The sequence below is a fragment of the Lentzea guizhouensis genome, from assembly GCF_001701025.1.
GTDB classification, from domain to species: domain Bacteria; phylum Actinomycetota; class Actinomycetes; order Mycobacteriales; family Pseudonocardiaceae; genus Lentzea; species Lentzea guizhouensis.
The window spans coordinates 8,730,937-8,754,053 of the sequence record NZ_CP016793.1; the positions used below are offsets into that span (position 1 = coordinate 8,730,937).

Sequence of the window (23,117 nt, forward strand, 5' to 3'; positions counted from 1 at the left end):
AGGTTGACGTCTCCGTCGAGCCTGCGGCAGCGATGTCAGCGGGCCGTGCGCGGAATGTCCCCGTTGTGCGACGAGTACTTGCGGATCAGGGAACGGGTCAGGTGCGGGATGTCACCGTCCGGTCCGATGCCCGCCTGTTGCACGGCCTCGCGGAACCGCACAGCCGGGACGTCCGAGCCGCGGACCGCGGGTTTCGGGGCTTGGAAACCGTGCAGCAGCGGCAGGATCGAGTGCTGTCGCTGCAATTCCGGCAGGGCGCGCAGGCCTGCTTCGACGCGGACGAGCCAGTCGCGGTGGTCCGGGATGCGTTCGATGGGATGGCCGTCGGCGATCAGCCAGTCGACGAACGTGTCGAGGGAGATGCCGTCGTCGTGCGGGTTGGTCAGGCTGAAGGTGCGGTGGCCGGAGGTGCTCGGGCCCAGGGTGACGATCGCGGTTGCGGTGAAGTCGACGGGCAGGCCGTCGTAGTGGGCGCCTTCGCCTTGGTAGAACGACCGCGGGGCGATGCCGGTGGCGAGGAGGGTGAACATGAGGCGGCTGAACATGTCCTGTGCGTTCACACTGCCGGTTTGGCTGTCGGCGAGGATCATGGTGGAGCGGAAGACGGTGACCGGGAGGGCGCACAGGTCGTGGGCCTCGCGCAGGAGGACTTCGCCCGCCCACTTGCTGGTGGTGTAGCCGCCCGCGTAGCCGTCGTCGACCGGTTGGGTCGGCAACGCCGAGCGCACGTCGGTGTCCTCGTCCAGGGGCTGGCCCTGGCGGGAGCGGGAGACCGCCACGCTGGAGATGAACGTGACCGGTTTGAGGCGGCGGGTCAGGGCCAGGCGGATGATCTCGGCGGTGCCGAGGACGTTGGCGTCGAAGAGGTGCTGGTAGGGCAGGACGTGGTTGACCAGGGCGCCGGCGTGGACGATCAGGTCCACCTCGTCGGTGAGGCGGGACCAGGTCGGCTCGTCCAGGCCCAGGCGGGGTTCGGCGAGGTCGCCGGCCAGGACCTCGAGGTGCTGGTAGTCCTGGGCGTCGGTCAGGCGTTGGCGGGCCGCGTCGGGGTCGGAACCGCGGACCAGGACGGTCAGCTTGCCGGTCGGCTGCAGGCGGTGGAGCCACTCGCGGGTCAGGAAGCGGCCCAGGAAGCCGCTGGCGCCGGTGAGCAGGACGTGGCGGGGCGCTGAGCCGGGGAGCGGGAGGTCGCGGGCGCCGGCCAGGACGTCCGGGGCGAGGAAGCGGTCCAGGACCAGGTCATCAGCGTGCACGAAGGCGTCCGAGCCGTGCACCGAGGCGTAGGTGGGGCGGGTGGCGCTGGTGCGGAGCTTGGTCTCGACGAGCTCCGCCAGGCGCCGGAGGTCGGTCGCCGGGCTGATGATGACGTCGACCGGGACGCGGATGCCGAAGGTGTCGTGCAGCAGGTTCGAGAGGGACACCGCGGAGAGGGAGTCGCCGCCGAGGTCGCGGAAGTGGGCGGTGGGGCTCACGTCGGCGGTCGAGGTGGCGAGCAGGGCTCGGGCGGCTCGGTGCAGGGTGTCGAGCACCGGGCGGTCGGCGGCGGTGCGGCGGAGGTCGAGGAGCTCCTGGGACTCGCGGGCGGCCATGTCGGCGTAGAGCTGTTCCAGGCGGGGGCCGTAGCGTTCGACCAGCTTGGGGGACAACAGCTTGCGCTGGTCGGACAGCAGGCCGTTGGCCTGGCTGAAGGGTTCTGGTTCGACGAGCAGGCCGCGGGGGACCTCGTACGAGTTCAGGCCGGCGGACCTCGCGATCTGCCGGAACGAGTCGAGCAGCAGTTCTTCGAGGTCGTGGCGGTGCAGGGCGTCCGGGGTGGGGACGACGACGGCGAGCAGGTAGGAGCGTTCGCTGTTGCCGTAGACGAAGATCTGCCGCACCAACGGGCTGGCGGCGAAGATGGACTCCAGGCGGGCGACGGCCACGAACTCGCCCTGGGACAGCTTCAAGACGCTCTTGAGGCGGTCGACGACGGCGATGCGGCGGGGGGCGAGCTCGGCGACGATGTCACCGGTCTTGTAGAAGCCGTCCTCGTCGAAGAGGTCGGCGGTCAGCTCGGGGTGCTTGTAGTAGCCGGGGATGCCGTTCGCCTTGATGCGCAGCTCGCCGCGCGGGTGCGGGGAGTCGGTGCCGAAGTAGCCGAGCTCGGGCACGTCGACCACTTTGTAGTCGAGCACGGGCGGGTTCATCAGGGTGCCGTTGACGGCGATGCCCGGGACCTCCGTGGAGCCGTACATGTCGTACAGCGGGATGCCGAGCAGCGACTCGATGAACTCTCTCAGCGTGGCCGAGAGCGGCGCGGATCCGCAGGTGGCGAAGGAGACGCGGCCGCCGAGGACGTCCTGGCGCATCCGGGTGAGGACCTCGGCCGGGTCGCCGCCGTCCAGCTCGCTCTGGTAGCGCTGGTGGAGCATCTCGCACACGCGCGGCACCAACGACAGCTCGGTGGGCCGCACGAGGGTGACGTCCTCGAGGAACGTCGAGAGGTCGCTGCTGGCGGTGAAGCAGCTGGTACCGCCGCGTGCCAACGTGTTCGTCAGCGTGAAGTGGCCGGCGAAGTGGCTCAGCGGTGTGTAGTGGACGGTGACCAGACCGCCGTCGGGGGTGCGTTTCGCGCGGTCCTCCCACGTCACGCGCGCCAGCGTTTCGGGGTAGATCGCGCCCTTCGGCGTTCCGGTGCTGCCCGAGGTGTAGACGAGCATGGTGAGCGGGTCTTCGTCGTCGCCGGGGACGTACGGGGGTGCTTCGGGCAGGGCAGCGCCGCGGTCGAGGACCTCGGACAGCGCGACGACGTCCCTGCCGGTCTGCGCCAGGCTCCTGCGGGCAGCGGTGAACCGGTCCGCCTGGTCGTCGACCGCGCAGAGGTGGTCGAACACCACCAGCCGCCGCACCGAAGGCGTGCGCAGGGCCAGTTCCACCGCCACGTCCAGGCGCTCGACGCTCGTGGCCACGAGGACCGGCTCGGTCTCCGCGACGATGGCCGCCAGGTGCTCGGCTGAGCCGCTGGTCTGCAGCGGCACGTTGACGACACCCAGGTAGCCGCACGCCAGCGACAGCGTCGCGTAGTCACGGCTCGCGAAACCGAGCAAGGCCACCCGGTCGCCCGCGACAAGAGGGCTCTGCGGGTGGTGGTGCCACTCGCTCGCCACCGCGCGGATGCGGCTCCACAGCTCCCGGTAGGTGGTCGTCTCGAAGCGCGGCAGCAGGCGGGCCGAGACACGTCCGGTGCCGGGGTCCCGCACGAGCTCCCTCGCACGTTCGCCGCAGGCGGGCCGTTCCCCGAATCGCTCGAAGACGTCCGCCATCACTTGCGCAAGTCGCAATGTCAGCTCCGAGAAAGGAAAACGGCACCCGAATCGCGACACTAGCAGCAGCCGGCCGGGCAGTCACGCGCCTCCCGGCGCAGTTAGGCTTTTTGATAAGCATCATTGCGGCGGCCGGTGGTCCTTGATAGGGATTCCACGAGGACAGCCTTCGTTTCGAGGACGTGCCGATGGACCACGATTCCGCCCCGCTGGAACTCGACGACGCGTTCGTGCAGGACCCGTACTCGGTGTACGCGAAGCTGGGCACCGAAGGCTCGGCGCACCGGGTGCGGATGCCGCCGGGGGTGCCCCTGATCGGCGGGTTGCCGGTCTGGCTGATCACCGGCTACGACGCCGTGCGTTCCGCACTCGCGGACCCGCGGCTGAGCACCGACCTGAACCGGATCGACGGACTCTTCGCGCAGAAGGAGCCGGACCGCACCAAGCGCGGCGGGTTCTCCTCGGTCATCGCCAGCCACATGATGCACACCGACCCGCCGGACCACACCAGGTTGCGCAAGCTCGTGAGCAAGGCCTTCACCGGCCGCGCCATCGCAGCGCTGCGGCCGGAGATCCAGAAGGTGACCGACGGGCTCGTCGACGCCCTGAAGGCCCACGACAGCGTGGACCTGCTGGACGCCTTCGCGTTCCCGCTGCCGATCCGGGTGATCTGCCTGCTGCTGGGCGTTCCGGTCGAGGAGCAGGAGCGGTTCAAGGACTGGTCCAAGGCGCTCGTCTCCGGCAGCTCCCCCGAGGAGGCCACGGCAGCCGCGGCCGCGGTGGCCGAGTACCTGAGTGAGCTGGTCGAACGCAAACGCCACGCCACCACCGACGACATGCTCACCGCACTGGTCGCGGCGCACGACGTCGACGACCGGCTGACCACGACCGAGCTGATCTCGACGGCCTACCTGCTGTTCATCGCCGGCTTCGAGACGACCCTCAACGCCCTGGGCAACGGCACGCTGCACCTGATGCGCAACCGCGACCAGTGGGACGCGCTGCGCCAGGACCGCAGCCTGCTGCCCGGCGCGGTCGAGGAGGTCCTGCGGCTCGACAGCCCGCTCAAGCACGCCACGTTCCGGTGCGCGCGCGAGTCGCTGACCGTCGGCGACGTCGAGATCCCGGCCGGCGACTTCGTGCTGCTCGCGATCGCCTCGGCCAACCGCGACCCGCAGCGCTTCGCCGAGCCGCACGCGCTGGACGTGCGCCGCCCCGCCGCCGGTCACCTGGCCTTCGGGCACGGCATCCACCACTGCCTGGGCGCGCCGCTCGCGCGGGTGGAGGTGCAGATGGCGTTCAACGCCCTGCTCGACGCGTTCCCCGACATGAGACTCGCCGCCGATCCCGATGAACTGCGGTGGCGCAACAGCACGATCATTCGCGGGCTCGACTCGCTGCCGGTACGGCTCAACCACCGTTAGACGATTTCTCCACATTTCCGGAAAAGGTGCGGCTGACCAATGCGCATATGCGGAATCAAGGCATCACACGACGGTGGCGTCGCCGTCATCGAGGACGGTCGCCTGCTCTTCAGCTACGAAATCGAGAAGCTGCAGAACGGCGAACGCTACAGCTCCCTCGGCGACCTGGAACGCGTCACCGAGATCCTCGCCGCCGAAGGCCTCTCCCCCGCCGACATCGACCGGTTCGTGGTCGACGGCTGGTACACGACGAACGACGCGGGCGAGATCGCCGTCGCCGTGCAGGACGGCGGCCGGCCGGTCCAGCTCCGCGTCGCGCCGTACCACGAGCAGCCCGGCGACGGTGGTCCGCTGCAGCGCCACACCTTCAGCGGCCACGGTCTCGGCGACTACGCCAGCTACACCCACGTCGCCAACCACCTCATCGGCACCTACTGCTCCAGCCCGTTCGCCGCCAGGGGCGAGGACGCGTTCGTCCTGGTCTGGGACGGCCTGATCACGCCGCGCCTCTACCTGGTGCGGGCGCGGACCCGCGAGGTGACCCTCGTCGAGTCCCTCATGCCGGTCTTCGGCGGCAGCTTCGCGGCCTTCTGCGCGCGGTTCGAGCCGTACCTGCGGCCGTACGAGGACATGTCGTCTGACCCGGCCATCCGCCACCACCTCTCCGTGGCGGGCAAGGCGATGGCGTACGCGGCGAAGGGCCGGGTCGAGACCGGGGCTTTCACGGTGTTCGACAACCTCATGGCCGAGCTCCACGACATCACCGTCGACAAGGTGGGCGTGCTGGGCGACAAGGTCGTCGCGAACCGCGACGAGCTGCTGCCCGGCCTGTCCAACGCCGACCTCATCGCCACCTACCAGGCCTACCTCGGCCACAACCTGCTCGACCGGCTCACCGCGGCCGTGCTCAGCCGGTTCCCCGAGGGCGGCCACAACCTGGTGATGGGCGGCGGCTGCGCGCTCAACATCAAGTGGAACAGCGCGATCAGGGCCAGCGGGGTGTTCCGCGAGGTCTTCATCCCGCCCTTCCCCAACGACGCGGGAGCCGCGATCGGCACCGCGGCCTGCGAGATGTTCCGCACCGGCCACACCGAGCTGGAGTGGGACGTCTACCGCGGACCGAAGATCACCACCGGCACCCTGCCGGACGGGTGGCGCGCCCAGCCCTGTGACGAACGGCAGCTGGCCGCTCTCCTGCACGCCGAGGACGAACCGGTGGTCGTGCTGTCCGGCCGGGCGGAGCTGGGCCCGCGCGCGCTGGGCAACCGCAGCATCATCGCGCCCGCGACCAGCACCCGGATGAAGGACCGGCTCAACGACATCAAGAACCGGGCCTCCTACCGCCCTGTCGCGCCCATCTGCCTGGAGGAACGCGCTGCTGAGGTGTTCGACCCCGGCACACCCGACCCGTACATGATCTTCGAGCACCGGATGCGGCCCGGCTGGGCCGAGCGCGTGCCGGCGATCGTGCACCTGGACGGCACGGCCAGGCTGCAGACCATCAAGTCCACTCAGGACACCGCGACCGTGCGCATCCTGACCGCGTACACCGAGATCAGCGGGATTCCCGTGCTGTGCAACACGAGCGCGAACCTGGAGGGCCGGGGCTTCTTCCCGGACGTCGAGTCCGCGGCGAAGTGGGGCGGGACCAAGTACATCTGGTCGGAGGGAACGCTCTACACGAACCCGGCGTGAGCTGGTCGGCCTGAACGGGCGCGAGGCGACTCGCGCCCGTTCAGCGCAGCATCTCGGCGACGAGGACGGCCAGTTCGAGCGCCTGGTCGGCGTTGAGGCGCGGATCGCACGCCGACTCGTAGCTGCGGTGCAGGTCGTCGAGACCCACCGCGCCGCCGACGCATTCGGTCACGTCCTCACCGGTCAGCTCGACGTGCAGGCCGCCGGGGTGGGTGCCGAGCGCCCTGTGCACCTCGACGAACCCGGCGACCTCGGCGAGGACATCGCCGAAACGCCGGGTCTTGTGCCCGCTGGGTGCGGTGAAGGTGTTGCCGTGCATGGGATCGCTCACCCAGGTCACCGGCGCACCGGAGGCGGTGACCTTCTCCACGAGCTCCGGCAGCAGGTCCCGGACGCGCTGGGCTCCCATGCGCACGACGAACGTCAGCCTGCCCGGCCGCCGGTCGGGGTCGAGGCGGTCGATCAAGGCCAGCGCGTGCTCCGGTGTGGTGGCCGGGCCGAGCTTCACCGCGATCGGGTTGTCGATGGTCGCGAAGTAGGCGACGTGGGCGCCGTCGAGCTGCCTGGTGCGGTCGCCGATCCACAGCAGGTGGCCGCTGCCCGCATAACGCCTGCCGGAGCGCCGGTCGGGGCGGGTCAGCGCCTCCTCGTAGTCGAGCAACAAGCCCTCGTGGCTCGTGAACACCTCGGCGCCGCTCGTGCGCAGAACGTCCAGCGTGTACTTGGAGGCGTCGTACACGCGACGCAGCCGGACAGGATCGGGCAGCCGTTCGGTCCGGGTGAAGCCGGTGCCGTTCACCGCGTCACCCCGGTACACGGGCAGGGTGAGCCCGTCGACGGTCTCGGTCGGCGACGACCTGGGTTTGGCGTACTGGCCGGCGATGCGGCCCACGGTGGTCACCGGGAGTCCTGAGCCGGCCGCGAGGATGACCGACATCTGTTGCAGCAGACGCAGCTTGCTGCGGATCGCGCGTGACGAGACGTTGTCGAGGCGTTCCGCGCAGTCGCCGCCCTGCAGCAGGAACGCCCGGCCTTCTGCGACCTTGGCGAGGCGCGAGGTGAGCGCGTCGCACTCCCAGGACGTGACCACCGGGGAACAGCGCGCCAGCTCGCCCACCACCTCGCCGAGCCTGGCCCGGTCGGGCCACTCCGGCTGCTGGTGGGCGACGAGCGTCCGCCAGTCGGGGACGGTGCCGACGGCGCCGCTCATGTCTGGACGAGGTCGTGGCTGATGCCCAGGTCGTCGAGCAGCAGCTGCAGCGGTCCGGTGTCCCGCTTGGGCACCGGCCGCGCCGCCGCCCACTCGCGCAGCTGGTCGACGCCCACCTCGAAACCGCCCTGGGCGGCGACGGCCACCCACGGCTCCAGGTCGGCGGAGCGGAACGCGGTCAGCCCGCTGACCAGTGCCTCGCGGAACATCGCCTGCTGCGCGCCGTCGAGGCTGCGGTAGAGCGAGCCGCACAGCTCGCGGAACACCACGGCGTGCCCGCTCTCGTCGCGCCGGTGCAGGTCGGTGGTGATCCGGTTCATCGGCTGGATGTCCTGGGCCGTCGACAACGTCGAGAGGAACCCGCTGATCGTCGTCTCCGCGGCCAGCGAGAACGCGATGTCGACGATGTCGCGGTCGAACCCGGACAGCCCGGATCGCGCCGCCTCCCGCCCCTGCACCACCGACCAGACGCCCGGTGCGAACCGCACGTCCGCCATGTCCCTGCGCCGCCGGGTGACGCCGACGGCGTTGTGGCACATCAGGATGTGGTAGTGCTCGTCGATGATCGTCTGGTGCAGCGCGTCGACGGCGACGTCGTCGCGGCGGACCGGGATGTGGTCCTGCAGCATCAACCGGCAGGCCGGCAGGATGATCTCGTCCTCGATCGCCGCGGTCTTGGCGTTGTAGGCGATCCACGCGGCGGACAGGATCCGCCCGCGCGCGTCCCGGTCGAGCTTCTCGGCGCCCGGCAGCGCCAGCACCGGCACGAGGTGCTCGGGGAAGTCCGGCAACGCGGCGTCGAAGTGCCCGTCCAAGTCCAGCTCGTCCTTCTTGACGGCCACCCGCTTGCCCCAGCGGCGGGTCAGCTGGACCAGCAGGTCGCGCTCGAGCTCAACGGACATCGGTGAACCTCCTCGACGTGGTCGGCACGGGGAACGAGGCGAGTGCCTCCAGGCGCGACTGCCAGTGCTCGGCCCGCGCCAGGTCCGCCTCGCGGAACCGGCCCAGCCCCGCGGTGACGGGCCGGACGCCGTGCAGGGCGTTGACCGTCCACACCGGAACGTCCGCGAGCTCCGCCGGGGTGGCGGGCTCGGCGACGAGCGGCTGCCCGGCCAGCTCCCCGAGAAGGGCACGGGTGATCCCGGGGAGCAGGCCGGGGCCGGGCGGCGGACCGCACAGGGTGTCGCCGCGCCACCAGACGATGCTCGTCGTGGATCCTTCGAGCACGTGTCCTTCCGGCGACAGCAACAACGCCTCGTCGGCTCCCGCGGCCACAGCGGCGGCGCGCAGGGCGTTCAGGTGGTCCAGGTCGGCGCCTTTGACAGCGGGCAGGGTGCGGCGGTCGGTGCCGGCGGTCCACAGCCGGACGGTGCTGGTGCGCGGGGGTGCCGGGCGCAGCCAGAAACGCAGTCTCAGAACGGAACCCGTCTCCACGAGCTCGACGCGGGGGAACCACCGGCCCTGCGCGGGCAACGACTCGGCGACCGCGCTGAGGAACCCGTCGGCCGCCGGCGCGGAGAACCCGCTGCGGGCCTCGGTGAACCGGCCGCCGGTATCGGCGAACCCGCTGCGGTCCTCGGCGAACCGGGAGCAGGCGTCGGTGAACCGCTGGGCGTGCAGGGGAAAACCGCGCACCCGGCCCTCGTCCACGAGCCAGGAGTCGATGACCCGCACCGTCCCGGACGCGTCGGACGGCGACCAGCCGTCGTCCCACCACCGTCGAGTCCCGTTCATCGTTGCGCGCCACCCGCGTCCGACACGACCGGCGCCCGCCAGGCCCGCAGGGACGCCGCCGCCTTGAGCAGCATCTCCTCGTACTCCTCCTGGGCGTCGGAGTCGAGCACGATCGCCCCGCCCGCCCCGATGGACAACCGGTCACCGACGCGGACCGCGGTGCGGATCACGATGTTCAGGTCGGTGCCGCCGGAGAGGCCGAAGTAGCCGAGGGTGCCGGAGTACACGCCCCTGGCCTCGGTCTCCAGGCCGTCGATGATCTCCATCGTGCGCAGCTTCGGCGCCCCGGTCATCGACCCGCCGGGGAAGCACTGCCGGACGCAGTCCATCGCGCTGACCCCGTCCTTGAGCTTGCCGTGCACGGTGGAGACCAGCTGGTGCACGGTCTGGTAGCTCTCCACGGCCAGGTACGGGTCGACGTCGATGCTGCCCACCTCGCACACCCGGCCCAGGTCGTTGCGCAGCAGGTCGACGATCATCAGGTTCTCGGCCTGCGTCTTGGCGCTGGAGGCGAGCGTGGCGGCGATCTCGGCGTCGCGCACGGGATCGGCGTCGCGCGGGGCGGTGCCCTTGATCGGCTTGCTGGTGACCGTGCGGTCCCGCTCGATGCGCAGGAAGCGTTCCGGTGACGAGCAGAACACCGTGACGTCACCCAGGCGCAGCAACGCGGCGTACGGCGCCGGGTTCGACCGGCGCAGCCTCAGGTAGAACGCCGTGTCGTCGTCGTGGAACGGCAGGTGCAGCTTGTTCGTCAGGCAGATCTCGTAGCTCTCGCCCAGCCGCAGCTGCCGCTGGCACTCCGCGATGTCCGCCAGGTACTGCTCCCGGTCGCGGACCAGGAACTCCTCGGCGTCCGGAGGTGCGCAGGGGTCGCCGGCCGGCTCGCCGGCAGCACGGAGTCCACTGAGGACGGTCGCCGTGCGGTCCACCCACTGCTCGGCGGCACGCCTGGTCGCCTCGTCGTGCACGGCGACCACGTAGGTCAGCCCCTCCTGGTGGTCGACCGCGACGATCCGGTCGGCGAACACCCAGGCGGCGTCCGGGGTCTCGGCGCTGTGCCGGGCCGCGGCACCGCACTCGGCCTTGAGCTCGTACCCGAAGTAGCCGACGTACCCGCCGGTCAGGTCGAACGGCAGGGTCGTGCCGGGGATCCGCCGCTCGCGCAGCCGCTGTTCCAGGAACTCGAACACGGTGCCGGGGACCTCGCGCACCCCGGCGTCGTCGCGCACCTGGACCACCCCGCTGCCGGTGCGGTAGGTCACGACCTCGCTGAGCGGCCCGGACGTGTCGCCCAGGAACGAGAACCGGGACAGCCCCTCCTCGACCCGGCTGCTGTCGAGCCAGAAGCAGTCGGGGCTGCCGTCGAACAGCTCCAGGAAGGCGGCTTCGGCGTCCGCGCTGTGGACGACGGCGCTGACCAGCCCCAGCTCCGCGGAACCGGACCCGGACCCGTTCACCTGGCGGGTGAGGTCGGCGAAGTTGCGCAGGATCTCCCTGCCGTACCCGGACGCGACCGACTCGGGGTGGAACTGCACTCCCCACTGCGGCCGGTCCCGGTGCCGCAACGCCATCAGCACACCGTCGTCCGCCCACGCGATCGGCACCAGCTCGGCCGGCAGCGGCTCCTGCACGCTGAGCGAGTGGTAGCGCACCGCGACGAACTCGCGCGGCACCCCGGCGAACAACGGGTCGCCGTCGTGGGAGACCTTGGCCAGGTGCCCGTGCCGCGGTTCGGGCGCGGCGGACACGGTCCCGCCGGCCAGGTGCCCGATGATCTGGTGGCCGAGGCAGACCCCGAGCACCGGCACCGTGGTGCGGCGCAGCAGCTCCCCGACGTGACCGATGTCGCGGGAGTTCTGCGGCCGGCCGGGACCGGGCGAGACGACGACGTTGTCGAACTCCTCCAGCCGCAGGTCGAGCAGCGCCGGGTCGTCGTTGACCACCACCACCGGTTCCCGGCCGTTGATCTCGGCGATCAGCTGGAACAGGTTGAAGGTGTACGAGTCGTAGTTGTCCACCAGCAGTGTGCGCATCATGGCCCGGCCAAGGTTTTCCTGAGGGTCTGGACGTCGCCCGGCTCCAGGGTGATCCCGAAGACCTCCTCGGGGGCGGACAGCGCCTCCGTCTCGTCGAGCTCGCGGACCACCGGCGGCTCGCCCGGCCTGAGCTCGGTCAGCGCGGTGCCGACGAGGAGGTGCCTGACCTCGGGCCGGGTGCGCTGCAGGACCATCCGCTTGTTGAACGGTGAGCGCGGGTGCGTGAGGCAGAAGTGGTTGAGCAGCTCGAAGTCCGACGGGTAGCGCACGTCCGTGGTGAAGCCGTAGAGCTCCACCGGTCCGTCCGGCCGCAGCAACCGCAGCACGTGCTCACCGCTCGGCTCACGCACGAGGTCGAACGACCAGTCGCCGTCCAGCCGCGCGTTCTCCGCGAACCGGATCGGCTCGTGCAGACCGTGGGCACCGAAGCTCACGTCGTGCAACCAGCGCTCGCCGTCCAGCTCCACCAGCAACGCCACGTGCAGCGCCGGGCCGAACTTGTCGCCGGTGCGGATCCGCGTCCGGCCGGCGAACGCCGTGAACGTGAACCCGATGCGGTCCAGCACGGCCGCCGTCAGCACGACCTGTTCCAGGCACCAGCCGCCGCGGCCCTGCCGCACGATCTTGTCCTGGACGCTGTCCAGGTCGATCGGCACCTCGGTGCGCCCGAGCAGCGCGTCGAGGTTGTCGAACGCGATCGCGCCGACGTGGGCGGTGTGCAGGCGCCGCAACGTGGACAGGTCCGGCGCCACATCACCCCGGACGCCCACACGCCTCAGGTACGCGTCGAGGTCGACGCCGTCTCCTCGCCACATCGAACCGCTCATGTGAACTGCCCGGCGATCACGGCCGCGAGGACGATCCAGCCGTAGTAGGTGTTGGCGACGAACGCGTCCCAGCACGCCTTCGGGTCGTCCAGGTCCACCCGGAACAGCAGGTGGCCCAGGTAGATCCCGGCGACCACGACGACCACGTGGAACGCCCACCCGATCGGCGTCAGGGACCCGGCCCACAGCACGCCGGCGACGCTCAGCACGAGGAAGACCGACAGCCACAGCTTGGTGGCGCCGCCGAACAGCAGCGCGGACGACTTGACGCCGATCTTGCGGTCGTACTCCTTGTCCTGGTGGGAGTAGATCGCGTCGTGGATCAGGGTCCAGAAGGTCCCCGCGGCGTACAGGCCGTAGACCGCGGGCGGGTAGTCGGCGTTCCCGGTCGCGGCCGTCCAGCCGACGAACACGTACGTGCTCATCACCAGCCCGAGGAACGCCGAGGGCCAGACGAAGAAGCGCTTCATGAAGGGGTAGGCGACGATCAACGGGTAGGTGGCCAGGGCGACCAGCACCGTCTCGACGTTCGCCAGTGCGAGGACCAGCAGCGCGGCCAGGGCCTGTGCGGCCGCCCACAGGACCGCGTTGCGGACGCTGACCGTTCCCGCCGCGACCGGGCGCGACACGGTGCGGGCGACGCGGGCGTCGATCTCCTTGTCCGTGACGTCGTTGCTCGCGCAGGCGAAGCCGCGGATCAGCACCGCGGCGACGGCGATCGCCGCCACCGACAGCAGGTCCGGCTGTTTGCCGGAGGCGAAGACGACGGCCCAGAGTCCCGGCAACAGGTACAGGACGTACCCCGTCGGCCTGTCCAGGCGCATCAGCAGCAGGTACGAGCGGACCGGGTCGGGGCTCTTCGTGACCACGCCCGCGGATATCTTGTGCAGCATCAGGTTCCCAATCACCAGGTCACCGGGAGTTCGACCAGCCCGCCGATCAGCGTGTCGTGGCGCAACCTCAGAGCGTCCACCCCGACGGCCAGGCGCAGGCCCGGGAAGCGCGCGACGAGCTGGGTGAGCACCACCCGCAGCTGCATCCGCGCCAGCGCCGCGCCCGCGCAGTGGTGCGCGCCGTGCCCGAACGCGAGGCTGGCCGCGGTGTCGCGGGTGACGTCGACCCGGTCGGGCTCGGCGAAGGCCGCCTCGTCGTGGTTGGCCGCGATGGTGTTCAGCAGGACGAAGTCTCCTGCCCGGATCGTGACGCCGCCGATCTCGAAGTCCGTCACCGCGTACCGGGGCATGCCGCCGTTGTGCGGGTTCGGCATCGACCGGCGCAGGGTCTCGTCCACGGCGCCGGGGATGAGACCGGGGTCGTCGCACAACGCCTGCCACTGCTCGGGTTCGGACAGCAGCAGCAGAACGCAGGTGCCGATTCGCGCCACCGTGGTCTCGTAGCCGCCAAACAACAACAACGCGGTCAGGCCGAGTACCTCGTCGTCGGTGATGCCCTCGGTCGCGACGAGGCGGGAGATCGCGTCGTCACCGGGGTTTTCGCGCTTGGCGGCGACGAGCTGCTTGCAGTAGCCGAACAACCCGCCCAGGCCCTGCTTGGCGCGCACCGGGTCCGCGACGTTCGCCGCGTCCTGGATCCACGATCCGAACCGGCCGGCGTCCTGCTGGGGAACGCCCAGCCAGTCGCACATCACCAGCACCGGCAGCTCCGTCGCCAGCACCGCGCGCAGGTCCACCGGTGGCTGCCGCGCGGCCAGCTCGTCCAGCAGCTGCGCGCACAGCTTCTCGACCTGGGGCCGCACCGCCTGCATCCGCTCCGCGGAGAAGTGCGGGTCCAGCAACGCGCGCATCCGCGGGTGGTCGGTGGCGAGATCGCCGAGCAGGGTCGCGAGCAACGCCGACCCGCCGTCCTGCGGGGCCGCGGGATCGGGGTTCGAGCGGCTGAGCCGGTCGTCGTCGAGCAGCTGCCGCACCTCGGCGTGACCGGTGACCAGCCACGCCTGCCCACCCTGCTGGGTGCGCACCCGGTGGACGGTGCCCCGGGATTGGAGCTCGCGCATTCCTGGCGCGAGTTGCAGCACGTTCGCCTGCTCGAGAGGCAGTTGAACCGGGGTGCTCACTGACGACCTCCGGGAGTCACGGGTCACGCCGTGCGGTTGACGATGCGGTCGAACAAGGCGGTGAGCTCCGCGGTCGCGGCCGGGAACAGCTCGGCTCGTCCGAGGTGCTCCAGCGCCGTGTCGAGGTGACCGCGGGACGTCTTCTCGGCCGTGCGCCGGCCGCCGGACTCCTCGACGAGCCCGGCCATCTCCCGCAGGTGCGCCTCGGAGGTGCCGTCGGCCTCCCACAGCTCACGCAGCCGGTCGCTCACCGGACCGGCGGCGGAAATGCCCGCCAGCACGGGAAAGGACGGGTTGCGCCGCTGGATGTCGCCGCGCACGGGCTTGCCGGTCACCGCCGGGTCGCCCCAGATGTCCTCGACGTCGTTGGCGATCTGGAAGGCGAGGCCCAGGTGCCGGCCGGCACCGCGCAGGGCGGCCAGGACGTGGTCGGAAGCACCCGCTCGCAGCGCGGGCGTCACGAGTGCGCACTGCAGCAGCGCGGAGGTCTTCTCCTCCACGATCCGCTCGTACTCGGCGACACCGGCGCCGGCGCCCAGCCGGACGGTGAACTCGCGGGACTGGCCGGCCAGCACCAGGCGGGTGGCTTCGGCGAACGCGCTGGAGATCTCCGCGCGGCCGGGACCGGGGTCGTCGACGACCAGCTGGATGCTGAGTGCCTGCAGGGCATCCCCGGCGAGGATGGCCAGCTCGGCGCCGAACACCTTCCACGCGGCGGGACGGCCGCGGCGCAGCTCGTCCGCGTCGATGATGTCGTCGTGGACCAGCGTCGAGTTGTGCAACAGCTCCAGTGCCGCCGCCGGGGTCCGGACGTCCTCCGGCCGCAGGCCGAGACCCTGTGCGGCCGCGGTCATCAGCGCGGCGCGGGTCAGCTTGCCGCTCGCCGCACCGCTGGGCTCACCGCGCTCGTCGGTGAAGCCGAGGTGGTAGCAGCAGACGCGGGCCAGGGTCGGTTCCAGCGCGGAGACCTGCTGCCGCACGACGGGCAACACCGCCGACCGCACCGCCGCGGGCGAGAGGAGGGCGGCCGGCCCGGTCGACGAGGTGTCGAGTGTGCTCATCGGGATTCTCCTCCGGCGGTCGCGAACTGAACACCGAGAACTCGTCGCTGCAGCGAAGGTCAATGCGCACGCAACTCCCGGTCCGCGGTGAATCTCGCGTGCTGTGCCGGGAAATCGGGCGGTGGTTCCGATCAACATCCTGCGCGACCCTCTCCGGCCGTGTCAACGACGCGGGGTGGACGCGTTCGAGTTTGGGAAAAACCCCAAAGAGGACGGCGTAATGCCCGGACTGGACTATTCTGCGGATTGGTGGCTGCTGGGCGTACCCCGACGTGACGTGTCCCGGGCACGAGCCCAGTAAATGCCGCGCATCGGTTCCCCGAAAGCTGGAGAGGCGAAATGGCTGTATCGGCCGATTCTCCGAAATTGCGCGAAGGCAGGCCGTTCGACCCTTACGGCGCACACCGCGACGACCCGTACTCGTTCCTGGCCGGCGTCGCGGACGCGGAGCCGGTGTTCTACGCCCCTCTGCTCGACGCGTGGTGCGTCACCCGGCGCGAGGACATGGTCGCCGTGCTGAAGGACGACCGGAGCTTCTCGGCGCGCGACCACAACCCGCGGCCCAAGGTGGCGCTGCCCGACGACGTGAGCCAGATGTTCCGCACCTGGCGCGGCGCCGGTGCCGTGGCCGTCGGCTCGCTCGACCCGCCGGAGCACGGCCGGATCCGCGAGGTCCTCAACATCGGGTTCACCCCGGCCAAGGTCAGGGCGTTCGAACCCACGATGCGGCAGATCGCGTCCGACCTCGCCGAGAAGGTCGCCGCCGACGCGGAGTTCGACTTCATCTCGGGCTTCGCCGTCCCGTACGCCCTCGAGGTGATGTGCCGGCGCCTCGGGGTTCCCGACTCCTACCTCGACCGCTGCCGGCTGTGGTCCGAGCAGCGCATCGAGCTGATGATGCTGCAGCACGACACCGATCCCGAGCTGCTCCGGGCCCACGCCCGCGGGCTGGTGGAGTTCGGCGCGTTCGCCCGCGAGCTCGCTCAGGAGCGGCTGACCTCACCGCAGGACGACCTGATCAGCGAGCTGCTGCACGAGGGCAGGGCGGGCAACACGCTCACCGCCGCCGAGGTCGCCGTGCAGATCCCGACCCTGATCTTCGCCGGGCACATGACGTGTGCCGAGGCGCTGGGCACGATCATGTACCAGCAGCTGCGCTCCCCCGGCGGCTGGGCCGCGGTCGTCGACGGCACGATCGCCACCCGCGACCTCGTCGAGGAGGGCCTGCGGTTCGACAGCCCGCTGGCCGGCATGTACCGGACGGCGACCAGGGACGTGGTGGTCGGCGGCGTGCACCTGAGCGAGGGCACCAGGCTGCTCCTGCTGTACGGGGCGGCCGGGCGGGACAGCCGGGCCCACGCGTGCCCGGCCGCGTTCAGCCCCGGCAGCGGTTCCGCCTCGCACCTGGCGTTCGGGCACGGCATCCACTTCTGCCTCGGCGCCGGGTTCGCCCGCGGAGCTGGAGGTCGCGGTGCAGGCCGTCGCGGCCAGGATGCCGGGTTGGCGCTGGCGCCGGGCCTGCCGCCGCGGCACCGGCCGGTGTTCCCGCTGCGCGCGTTGACGGAGCTGCAGGTTCGGCAGTGAGTGCCGGCCGGCCCTTTGCGGGCCGGCCGGAAGCCGAAAAGGCCCGGTGAGCACTCGCTCACCGGGCCTTCGTCGCAGGAGCCGCAGGTCAGCCCTTGGTCGCGGTCAGGATGAGGTAACCGCTCTCCGGCGCCGCCGCGGCCCGGCGCATGTAGTCGATCAGCGAGGCGGCCTGTTCCTGGCCGACCAGCTCGGCCAGCTTGTCGAACTGGGTCTCCACGCCGTCGGCCATGAGCGCGGTGGTGCGGGCGCAGTTGTCGGTGATGTCGCGGATCTCCACGTCGACGAAACCGTTGGCGGCCAGCGACTCCCGGTACTCGTCGATGGTGCCCAGCGACTTCACCGCGTAGTTCGCGCAGATGTGGTCCAGCACCTCGCGCCCCTCCGGGCTGACCGGGCCGCGCTCGATGACGTCCGCGATGGCGAGGCGGCCGCCGGGACGCAGGACGCGGGCGATCTCGGAGAGCACCCGGCCGCGGTCGGGCATGTGCCACATCGACTCGAACGCCCAGGCCGCGTCGAACGAGGCGTCCGGGAAGGACATGTCCATCGCGTCGGTGAACTGGAACGTGGCCTGGTCGGCGAGCCCGGCCTCGGCCGCGGCCTCGTTGGCCTGCTGCACCTGGACGTGGCTGACGGAGATGCCCACGACGTGCACGCCGGCGGTGCGGGCGAGCCGCAGCGCGGGGTGGCCGCAGCCGCAGCCGACGTCCAGCACCCGCTGGCCGGGCTGCGCGGCCAGGCCCGAGATCATCATGTCGGTCAGCCGGTCGGTGGCGACCTCGATGGAGCTCTGGTCGTCGTCGTCGTCCCAGTAGCCGTAGTGGTAGTTGGGGCCCCAGGTGGAACCGTAGATCTGACCGATCCCGTCGTACACGTCGGCGACGTCGCCGGGGGCGGGAGACTGCTCGATCGTCATGGAGAACTCCGGGTGGTTGTGGAAGGGGCGGGCAGACGACGGCGCCCGGCCGGGCAACCCCGGCCGAGCGCCCGCGTGAACTGGAAGGTCACTTCTTCTCGAAGCGCAGGAAACCGAGCTGCAGGCCTCCCGCTCGCCATTCGGCGCCCTGCGCCTGGTTCGCCAGCAGCGAGATCCTCATCTGCCTGCGCTCGACCGCGGACAGGCTGGTGTCGTTGTCCAGCACCGCCTGCGTCCAGGCGGCGCTCTCGTCCCAGAACGGCTGGGTCTCCGCCGTGGCGTCCACCTCGTCGACCAGCTCGAAACCCGCGGCCCGCGCGGCAGCGGCGTAGTCCTGCACCGTGGCCGGCTTGCAGTAGAAGTACTCGGCCCACACGTCCGCGCCGTGCGGGCGGGTGAGGAACACCTCTTCGATGCAGACGCTGCCGCCGGGGCGGATCACGTGCGACAGGCGCTCGAACCACTGGGGGCGGTTGAAGTAGCCGCTGCTCTCGATCGCGACCGCCGCGTCGTACGGGCCGTCGTCCACGGTGAGCCGGTTCGCGTCGCACACCAGCGCCTTGACCTTGCCGTCCAGGCCGCATTCGCGCGCGAACCCCTCGACCACCGGCGCGTGTTCCGGCGCGTTGGTGACCGCGGTGACGTCGGCGCCGTACTCCTGCGCCCAGAAGAGCGAGCCGCCGCCGAGACCGCAGCCGACGTCCAGGACCTTCCCCGACAACCGGTGTTCCGCGCCCCAGATCTTGGCCGCGTACCGCAGCAGACCCTCCTGGTGCAGCCGGATGCTGTGGCGGATGGTCTCCGCCGTGTCGTCGGCGCGCGCAGGCGTCTCGGAGTTCGGGTAGTACCCCACGTGGTAGTGGATCCGGGGGCCGGGCCCGTACTTGCGCACGAGCTTGGCCGTCTTGGCGTCGTAGTACTGGCCGACTACCCGTACCTCGTCCTGGGGGTCCAGCTCTGCCAGCGGCGTGCTTGAAAGATTTGACACGGTCACTTCTCCAGGGCTTCGGATTCCTGCGCAAGCAGCGACTCGTTCGAAATTCAGAGCCGCACTCGCGATCAGGAATCCTGACTCGCCCCTGAATTGGGGTGGCGGCTATCGGATTCCATCCTGGAGGACGTCCCCGGACAGTGTCAACGACGCGGCGCGAGCAGCTCCGACTTTGGGAAAAACCCCAAACGACCGCAGCACAATGCCCGTCGGGGACTATTCTCCGGATTGGGTGACTGCCGTGTGCGGCACCTCGGCCGTGTTCAAGTCCGGCTGTTGCGCCGGCGCCGGCGGGACTTCCTGCGGTGCGACCCGGTTTCCACCACCGGCGCGGAACGGAGTCAGAATGAGTGGCGGTAAGCAGGTCCTGCTCGCCGAGCCGCGGAGTTTGTGTGCCGGGGTGCGCCGGGCGATAGCGATCATCGACCTCGCGCTGGAACAGCACGGCGCGCCGATCTACGTCCGCAAGGAGATCGTCCACAACCACCACGTGGTGCGCGAGTTCCAGCGCCGCGGTGTCGTGTTCGTCGACTCCGAGCAGGAGGTGCCCGAGGGCGCGCTGTGCGTCTTCTCCGCGCACGGCGTCTCCCCGCAGGTGCGGCAGAACGCGGAGGCGCGCGGGCTCGACGTGCTCGACGCGACCTGTCCCCTGGTGGCCAAGGTGCACCAGGAGGCACGCCGGTTCGCGCGGGACGGGCGGACGTTGCTGCTCGTCGGGCACGCGGACCACGAGGAGGTCGAGGGCACCTTCGGGCACGCCCCCGACCAGACGATCATCATCGAGACGGCCGCCGACGCGGAGGCGCTGGACCTGCCGGCGGACGCACCGGTCGCCTACCTGACCCAGACCACCCTGTCCGTGGACGAGACCAGGGACATCATCGCCGTGCTGCAGCGCAGGTTCACCGACCTGCGCGGGCCCGCCACCGACGACATCTGCTTCGCCAGCCAGAACCGCCAGGACGGCATCCGTGCTGTCGTGGACAGGTGCGACCTGGTGCTGGTGGTCGGTTCCACGAACTCCAGCAACTCGATCCGGATGGTCGAGGTGGCGCGCAGGCTCGGCGGCAGGGCCGAGCTGGTGCCGGACGTGACCCACTTCGACCCCGCGTGGCTGGCCGGCGTGAACACCGTCGGTGTGAGCGCGGGGGCGAGCGCGCCGGAGGTCCTCGTCGACGAGCTGGTGGACCGGCTCGCCTCGCTCGGGTACGGCGACGTCGCCGTGCACCGGGTGGCGACCGAGGACGTCGTGTTCTCCCCGCCCGCGCGGCTGACCGGAGTGGCGGACGGTGCCGTGACCGATCGAGACCGGACCCGGTGAGGAGCTCTGTTCGACATGGCGCTGCTGGAAACCGTGCACGACCCGGCGCGGCTGCGTGAGCTGACCACCGACGAGCTCGTGCGGCTCGCCGGGGAGATCCGCGCGTTCCTGGTCGACCGGGTCTCGGCCTCCGGAGGCCACCTCGGGCCCAACCTCGGCGTGGTGGAGCTGACCATCGCACTGCACACCGTCTTCAACTCGCCGCGCGACCGGCTGCTGTGGGACACCGGCCACCAGTCGTACGTGCACAAGATCCTGACCGGCCGGCAGGCCGGGTTCGACCGGCTGCGCAGGACCGGTGGCGTGTCCGGTTATCCGTCGCAGGAGGAGTCCGAGCACGACCTGGTGGAGAACTCGCACGCGTCGACCGCACTGTCCTACGCGGACGGTCTGGCGCGCGCCGACTCCCACCTCGGCCGGCGCGACCGGGCGACCGTCGCGGTCATCGGCGACGGCGCGATGACCGGCGGCATGGCGTGGGAGGCGCTCAACAACATCGCGGGCGGGCCCGAGCGGCCGCTCGTGATCGTGCTGAACGACAACCAGCGCTCCTACGCGCCGACCGTCGGCGGGCTGGCCGAGCACCTGGCCGACCTGCGCACCGGGCACGGGCCGAACGTGTTCGAACAGCTCGGGCTCCTGTACGTCGGCCCGGTCGACGGGCACGACATCCGCGCGGTCCAAGACGCCCTGCGCCGTGCCGTCGCGCTGGACGGGCCGGTGGTCGTGCACGTGATCACGGCCAAGGGCAAGGGCTTCCCGCACACCGAGGGCAACGAGCTCGACCTGGGGCACGCCGTCAAACCGATGGACCCGGACACCGGGCTGGCGTTGAAGGCGTCTCCCCCGTCGTTCACGTCGGTGTTCGGCGAGAAGCTGGTCGAGCTGGCCGAGCGGCGCGCCGACCTGGTGGCGATCACGGCCGCGATGGCCGAGCCGACCGGCCTGCTGCCGTTGCAGCGCAAGCATCCTGATCGGGTGATCGACGTCGGCATCGCCGAGCAGCACGCGGTCACGATGGCCGCCGGGCTGTCCATGGGCGGCGTGCACCCGGTGGTGGCCATCTACTCCACGTTCGTCAACCGCGCGCTCGACCAGCTGCTCATGGACGTCGCGCTGCACCGCCGCCCGGTGACGTTCGTGCTCGACCGGTCCGGGGTGACCGGCGACGACGGGCCGAGCCACAACGGCATGTGGGACCTGTCGGTGCTGCAGGTGGTGCCGGGGCTGCGGATCGCGGCGCCGCGCGACGGCACCCGGCTGGCCGAGCTGCTGGAGGAGGCGGTGGCGTGGCAGGAGGGTCCGACGCTGCTGCGGTTCCCCAAGGGGCCGGTCGGTGACGACCTGCCTGCCGTCGCCAGGTTCGACGGGATGGACGTGCTGTGCCGTTCCGGTTCGCTGGACGTGCTGGTCATCGCGGTCGGCGCGCTGGCGGGCCTCGCGCTCACGGTCGCGGAGACCTTGCTGGCGCAGGGCATCGGGGTGACGGTGGTGGACCCGCGCTGGGTCACCCCGGTCAACCCCGCGCTGGCCGGCCTGGCCCGCCGTCACCGGCTCGCGATCACGGTCGAGGACAACAGCCGTGTCGGTGGTGTCGGTTCCGCGATCGGGCAGTCGTTGCGGGACGACGACGTTCCCACGCCGTTGCGGGAGTTCGGCATCCCCCGGCGGTTCCTCAGCCACGGCTCCCGCGCCGAGGTGCTCGCCGCCTGCGGGCTGACCGCGCAGGACATCTCCCGCTCCGTGGTGGAGCTGCTCACGCCGGTCGACGACCCCTGGTCCGTCCTGTCAGGAGACGAACGATGACCGTCAACCTCGGCATGCCCGCGGTTCCGCTGACGGTGGCCACGCGGCGGACCTCCCGCAAGATCATGGTGGGCGGTGTGCCGGTCGGCGGTGACGCGCCGGTGTCGGTGCAGTCGATGACGACCACGCCCACCGCGGACGTCGACGCCACCCTGCAGCAGATCGCCGAGCTCACCGCGGCCGGCTGCGAGATCGTCCGGGTCGCCGTGCCGTCGGCGGACGACGCGGCCGCGCTGCCGGCGATCGCCCGCAAGTCGCAGATCCCGGTGATCGCCGACATCCACTTCCAGCCGAAGTACGTGTTCGCCGCGATCGACGCCGGCTGCGCCGCGGTGCGGGTCAACCCCGGCAACATCCGCCAGTTCGACGACCAGGTCGGCGCCATCGCCCGTGCGGCGGGCGACGCGGGCATCCCGATCAGGATCGGCGTCAACGCCGGGTCGCTGGACAAGCGGCTGCTCGACAAGCACGGCGGTGTCACCCCGGAGGCGCTGGTCGAGTCGGCGTTGTGGGAGTGCTCGTTGTTCGAGGAGCACGGCTACACCGACCTGAAGATCTCGGTGAAGCACCACGACCCGGTGGTGATGATCGAGGCGTACCGCAGGCTCGCCGCCCGGTGCGACTACCCGCTGCACCTCGGCGTCACCGAGGCGGGACCGCGGTTCCAGGGCACCATCAAGTCGTCCGTGGCGTTCGGCGCCTTGCTGGCGGAGGGCATCGGCGACACCATCCGGGTGTCGCTGTCCGCACCGCCGGTGGAGGAGGTCAAGGTGGGCAACCAGATCCTGGAGTCGCTCGGGCTGCGGCCGCGGGGGCTCGACATCGTGTCGTGCCCGTCCTGCGGGCGGGCCCAGGTCGACGTGCACACCCTGGCCGAACAGGTCACCGCGGCGCTGGAGGGGTTCCCGGTGCCGTTGCGGGTGGCGGTGATGGGCTGCGTCGTCAACGGGCCCGGCGAGGCCCGCGAGGCCGACCTCGGCGTGGCCTCCGGCAACGGCAAGGGCCAGATCTTCGTCAAGGGAGAGGTGATCCGCACGGTTCCCGAGTCGCAGATCGTGGAGACCCTGCTGGCCGAGGCGGTCCGCATCGCCGAGGAGATGGGTGTGGACGTCGAGGCATGACCGGCCACACCC

General features: G+C 70.9%; 17 protein-coding genes. 6 read left to right on the forward strand and 11 right to left on the reverse strand.

Features of this window, described 5'->3' with window-relative positions; translation table 11 throughout:
- Positions 1-35: 35 nt before the first annotated feature.
- A complete protein-coding gene (gene car, locus BBK82_RS41585; RefSeq protein ID WP_065919825.1) occupies positions 36-3,302 on the reverse strand; it encodes a carboxylic acid reductase in 3,267 nt (1,088 codons plus the stop codon).
- A gap of 188 nt (positions 3,303-3,490) precedes the next feature.
- Between car and BBK82_RS41590 the strand changes: the two genes are divergently transcribed.
- On the forward strand, positions 3,491-4,726 hold the full coding sequence (locus BBK82_RS41590) for a cytochrome P450 family protein (RefSeq protein WP_065919826.1): 1,236 nt from the start codon (positions 3,491-3,493) through the stop codon (positions 4,724-4,726).
- Positions 4,727-4,765: 39 nt separating this feature from the next.
- Entirely contained in the window at positions 4,766-6,421 is a 1,656-nt protein-coding gene (locus BBK82_RS41595; RefSeq protein WP_065919827.1) for a carbamoyltransferase N-terminal domain-containing protein, read from the forward strand.
- A gap of 40 nt (positions 6,422-6,461) precedes the next feature.
- Here the strand turns inward: BBK82_RS41595 and BBK82_RS41600 are convergent, their stop codons facing one another.
- The 8 genes from BBK82_RS41600 to BBK82_RS41635 all read right to left on the reverse strand — a co-directional run bounded on the left by BBK82_RS41600 (position 6,462) and on the right by BBK82_RS41635 (position 15,363).
- The gene (locus BBK82_RS41600; protein ID WP_065919828.1) at positions 6,462-7,631 is read right to left on the reverse strand and encodes a 3-deoxy-7-phosphoheptulonate synthase; all 1,170 of its coding nucleotides are present in this window, start codon (positions 7,629-7,631) and stop codon (positions 6,462-6,464) included.
- Positions 7,628-8,533, reverse strand: coding sequence for an AurF N-oxygenase family protein (locus BBK82_RS41605; protein WP_065919829.1), 906 nt, complete (start codon positions 8,531-8,533; stop codon positions 7,628-7,630). The genes BBK82_RS41600 and BBK82_RS41605 overlap by 4 nt, the downstream gene beginning before the upstream one ends.
- Positions 8,523-9,365 (reverse strand): aminotransferase class IV, encoded by an 843-nt coding sequence (locus BBK82_RS41610; RefSeq protein ID WP_154697817.1) that lies wholly within the window; start codon positions 9,363-9,365, stop codon positions 8,523-8,525. The genes BBK82_RS41605 and BBK82_RS41610 overlap by 11 nt, the downstream gene beginning before the upstream one ends.
- Positions 9,362-11,401, reverse strand: a complete 2,040-nt coding sequence (gene pabB / locus BBK82_RS41615) for an aminodeoxychorismate synthase component I (protein WP_065919831.1) — start codon at positions 11,399-11,401, stop codon at positions 9,362-9,364. Before pabB ends, BBK82_RS41610 begins: the two co-directional genes overlap by 4 nt.
- On the reverse strand, positions 11,398-12,228 hold the full coding sequence (locus BBK82_RS41620) for an arylamine N-acetyltransferase family protein (RefSeq protein WP_065919832.1): 831 nt from the start codon (positions 12,226-12,228) through the stop codon (positions 11,398-11,400). Before BBK82_RS41620 ends, pabB begins: the two co-directional genes overlap by 4 nt.
- A complete protein-coding gene (locus BBK82_RS41625) occupies positions 12,225-13,121 on the reverse strand; it encodes a 4-hydroxybenzoate octaprenyltransferase (RefSeq protein WP_065921786.1) in 897 nt (298 codons plus the stop codon). Before BBK82_RS41625 ends, BBK82_RS41620 begins: the two co-directional genes overlap by 4 nt.
- Positions 13,122-13,132: 11 nt before the next feature.
- Positions 13,133-14,206 carry a cytochrome P450 gene (locus tag BBK82_RS41630; protein ID WP_237047870.1) on the reverse strand — a complete coding sequence of 358 codons (1,074 nt, stop codon included), beginning with the start codon at positions 14,204-14,206 and terminating at the stop codon, positions 13,133-13,135.
- A gap of 119 nt (positions 14,207-14,325) precedes the next feature.
- Positions 14,326-15,363: a polyprenyl synthetase family protein gene (locus BBK82_RS41635; protein WP_083268556.1), complete on the reverse strand. Its 1,038-nt coding sequence runs from the start codon at positions 15,361-15,363 to the stop codon at positions 14,326-14,328.
- Between the two features lie 366 nt (positions 15,364-15,729).
- On the opposite strand from BBK82_RS41635, the gene BBK82_RS41640 reads away from it, so the two are divergent.
- Positions 15,730-16,947 carry a cytochrome P450 gene (locus BBK82_RS41640; protein ID WP_218920502.1) on the forward strand — a complete coding sequence of 406 codons (1,218 nt, stop codon included), beginning with the start codon at positions 15,730-15,732 and terminating at the stop codon, positions 16,945-16,947.
- Positions 16,948-17,035: 88 nt separating this feature from the next.
- On the opposite strand, the gene BBK82_RS41645 is transcribed toward BBK82_RS41640, so the two are convergent.
- Positions 17,036-17,866 carry a methyltransferase domain-containing protein gene (locus BBK82_RS41645; protein WP_065919834.1) on the reverse strand — a complete coding sequence of 277 codons (831 nt, stop codon included), beginning with the start codon at positions 17,864-17,866 and terminating at the stop codon, positions 17,036-17,038.
- An 88-nt stretch (positions 17,867-17,954) separates the two neighbouring features.
- On the reverse strand, positions 17,955-18,854 hold the full coding sequence (locus BBK82_RS41650; RefSeq protein WP_237047871.1) for an SAM-dependent methyltransferase: 900 nt from the start codon (positions 18,852-18,854) through the stop codon (positions 17,955-17,957).
- A 349-nt stretch (positions 18,855-19,203) separates the two neighbouring features.
- Between BBK82_RS41650 and ispH the strand changes: the two genes are divergently transcribed.
- Genes ispH through ispG form a run of 3 tightly spaced genes read left to right on the forward strand, consistent with a single transcriptional unit; the run spans position 19,204 to position 23,105 of the window.
- A complete protein-coding gene (gene ispH, locus BBK82_RS41655) occupies positions 19,204-20,178 on the forward strand; it encodes a 4-hydroxy-3-methylbut-2-enyl diphosphate reductase (RefSeq protein WP_065919835.1) in 975 nt (324 codons plus the stop codon).
- A 15-nt stretch (positions 20,179-20,193) separates the two neighbouring features.
- Positions 20,194-21,984 (forward strand): 1-deoxy-D-xylulose-5-phosphate synthase, encoded by a 1,791-nt coding sequence (locus tag BBK82_RS41660; RefSeq protein WP_065919836.1) that lies wholly within the window; start codon positions 20,194-20,196, stop codon positions 21,982-21,984.
- Entirely contained in the window at positions 21,981-23,105 is a 1,125-nt protein-coding gene (gene ispG, locus BBK82_RS41665; RefSeq protein WP_065919837.1) for a flavodoxin-dependent (E)-4-hydroxy-3-methylbut-2-enyl-diphosphate synthase, read from the forward strand. The genes BBK82_RS41660 and ispG overlap by 4 nt, the downstream gene beginning before the upstream one ends.
- The last annotated feature ends 12 nt before the right edge of the window (positions 23,106-23,117 follow it).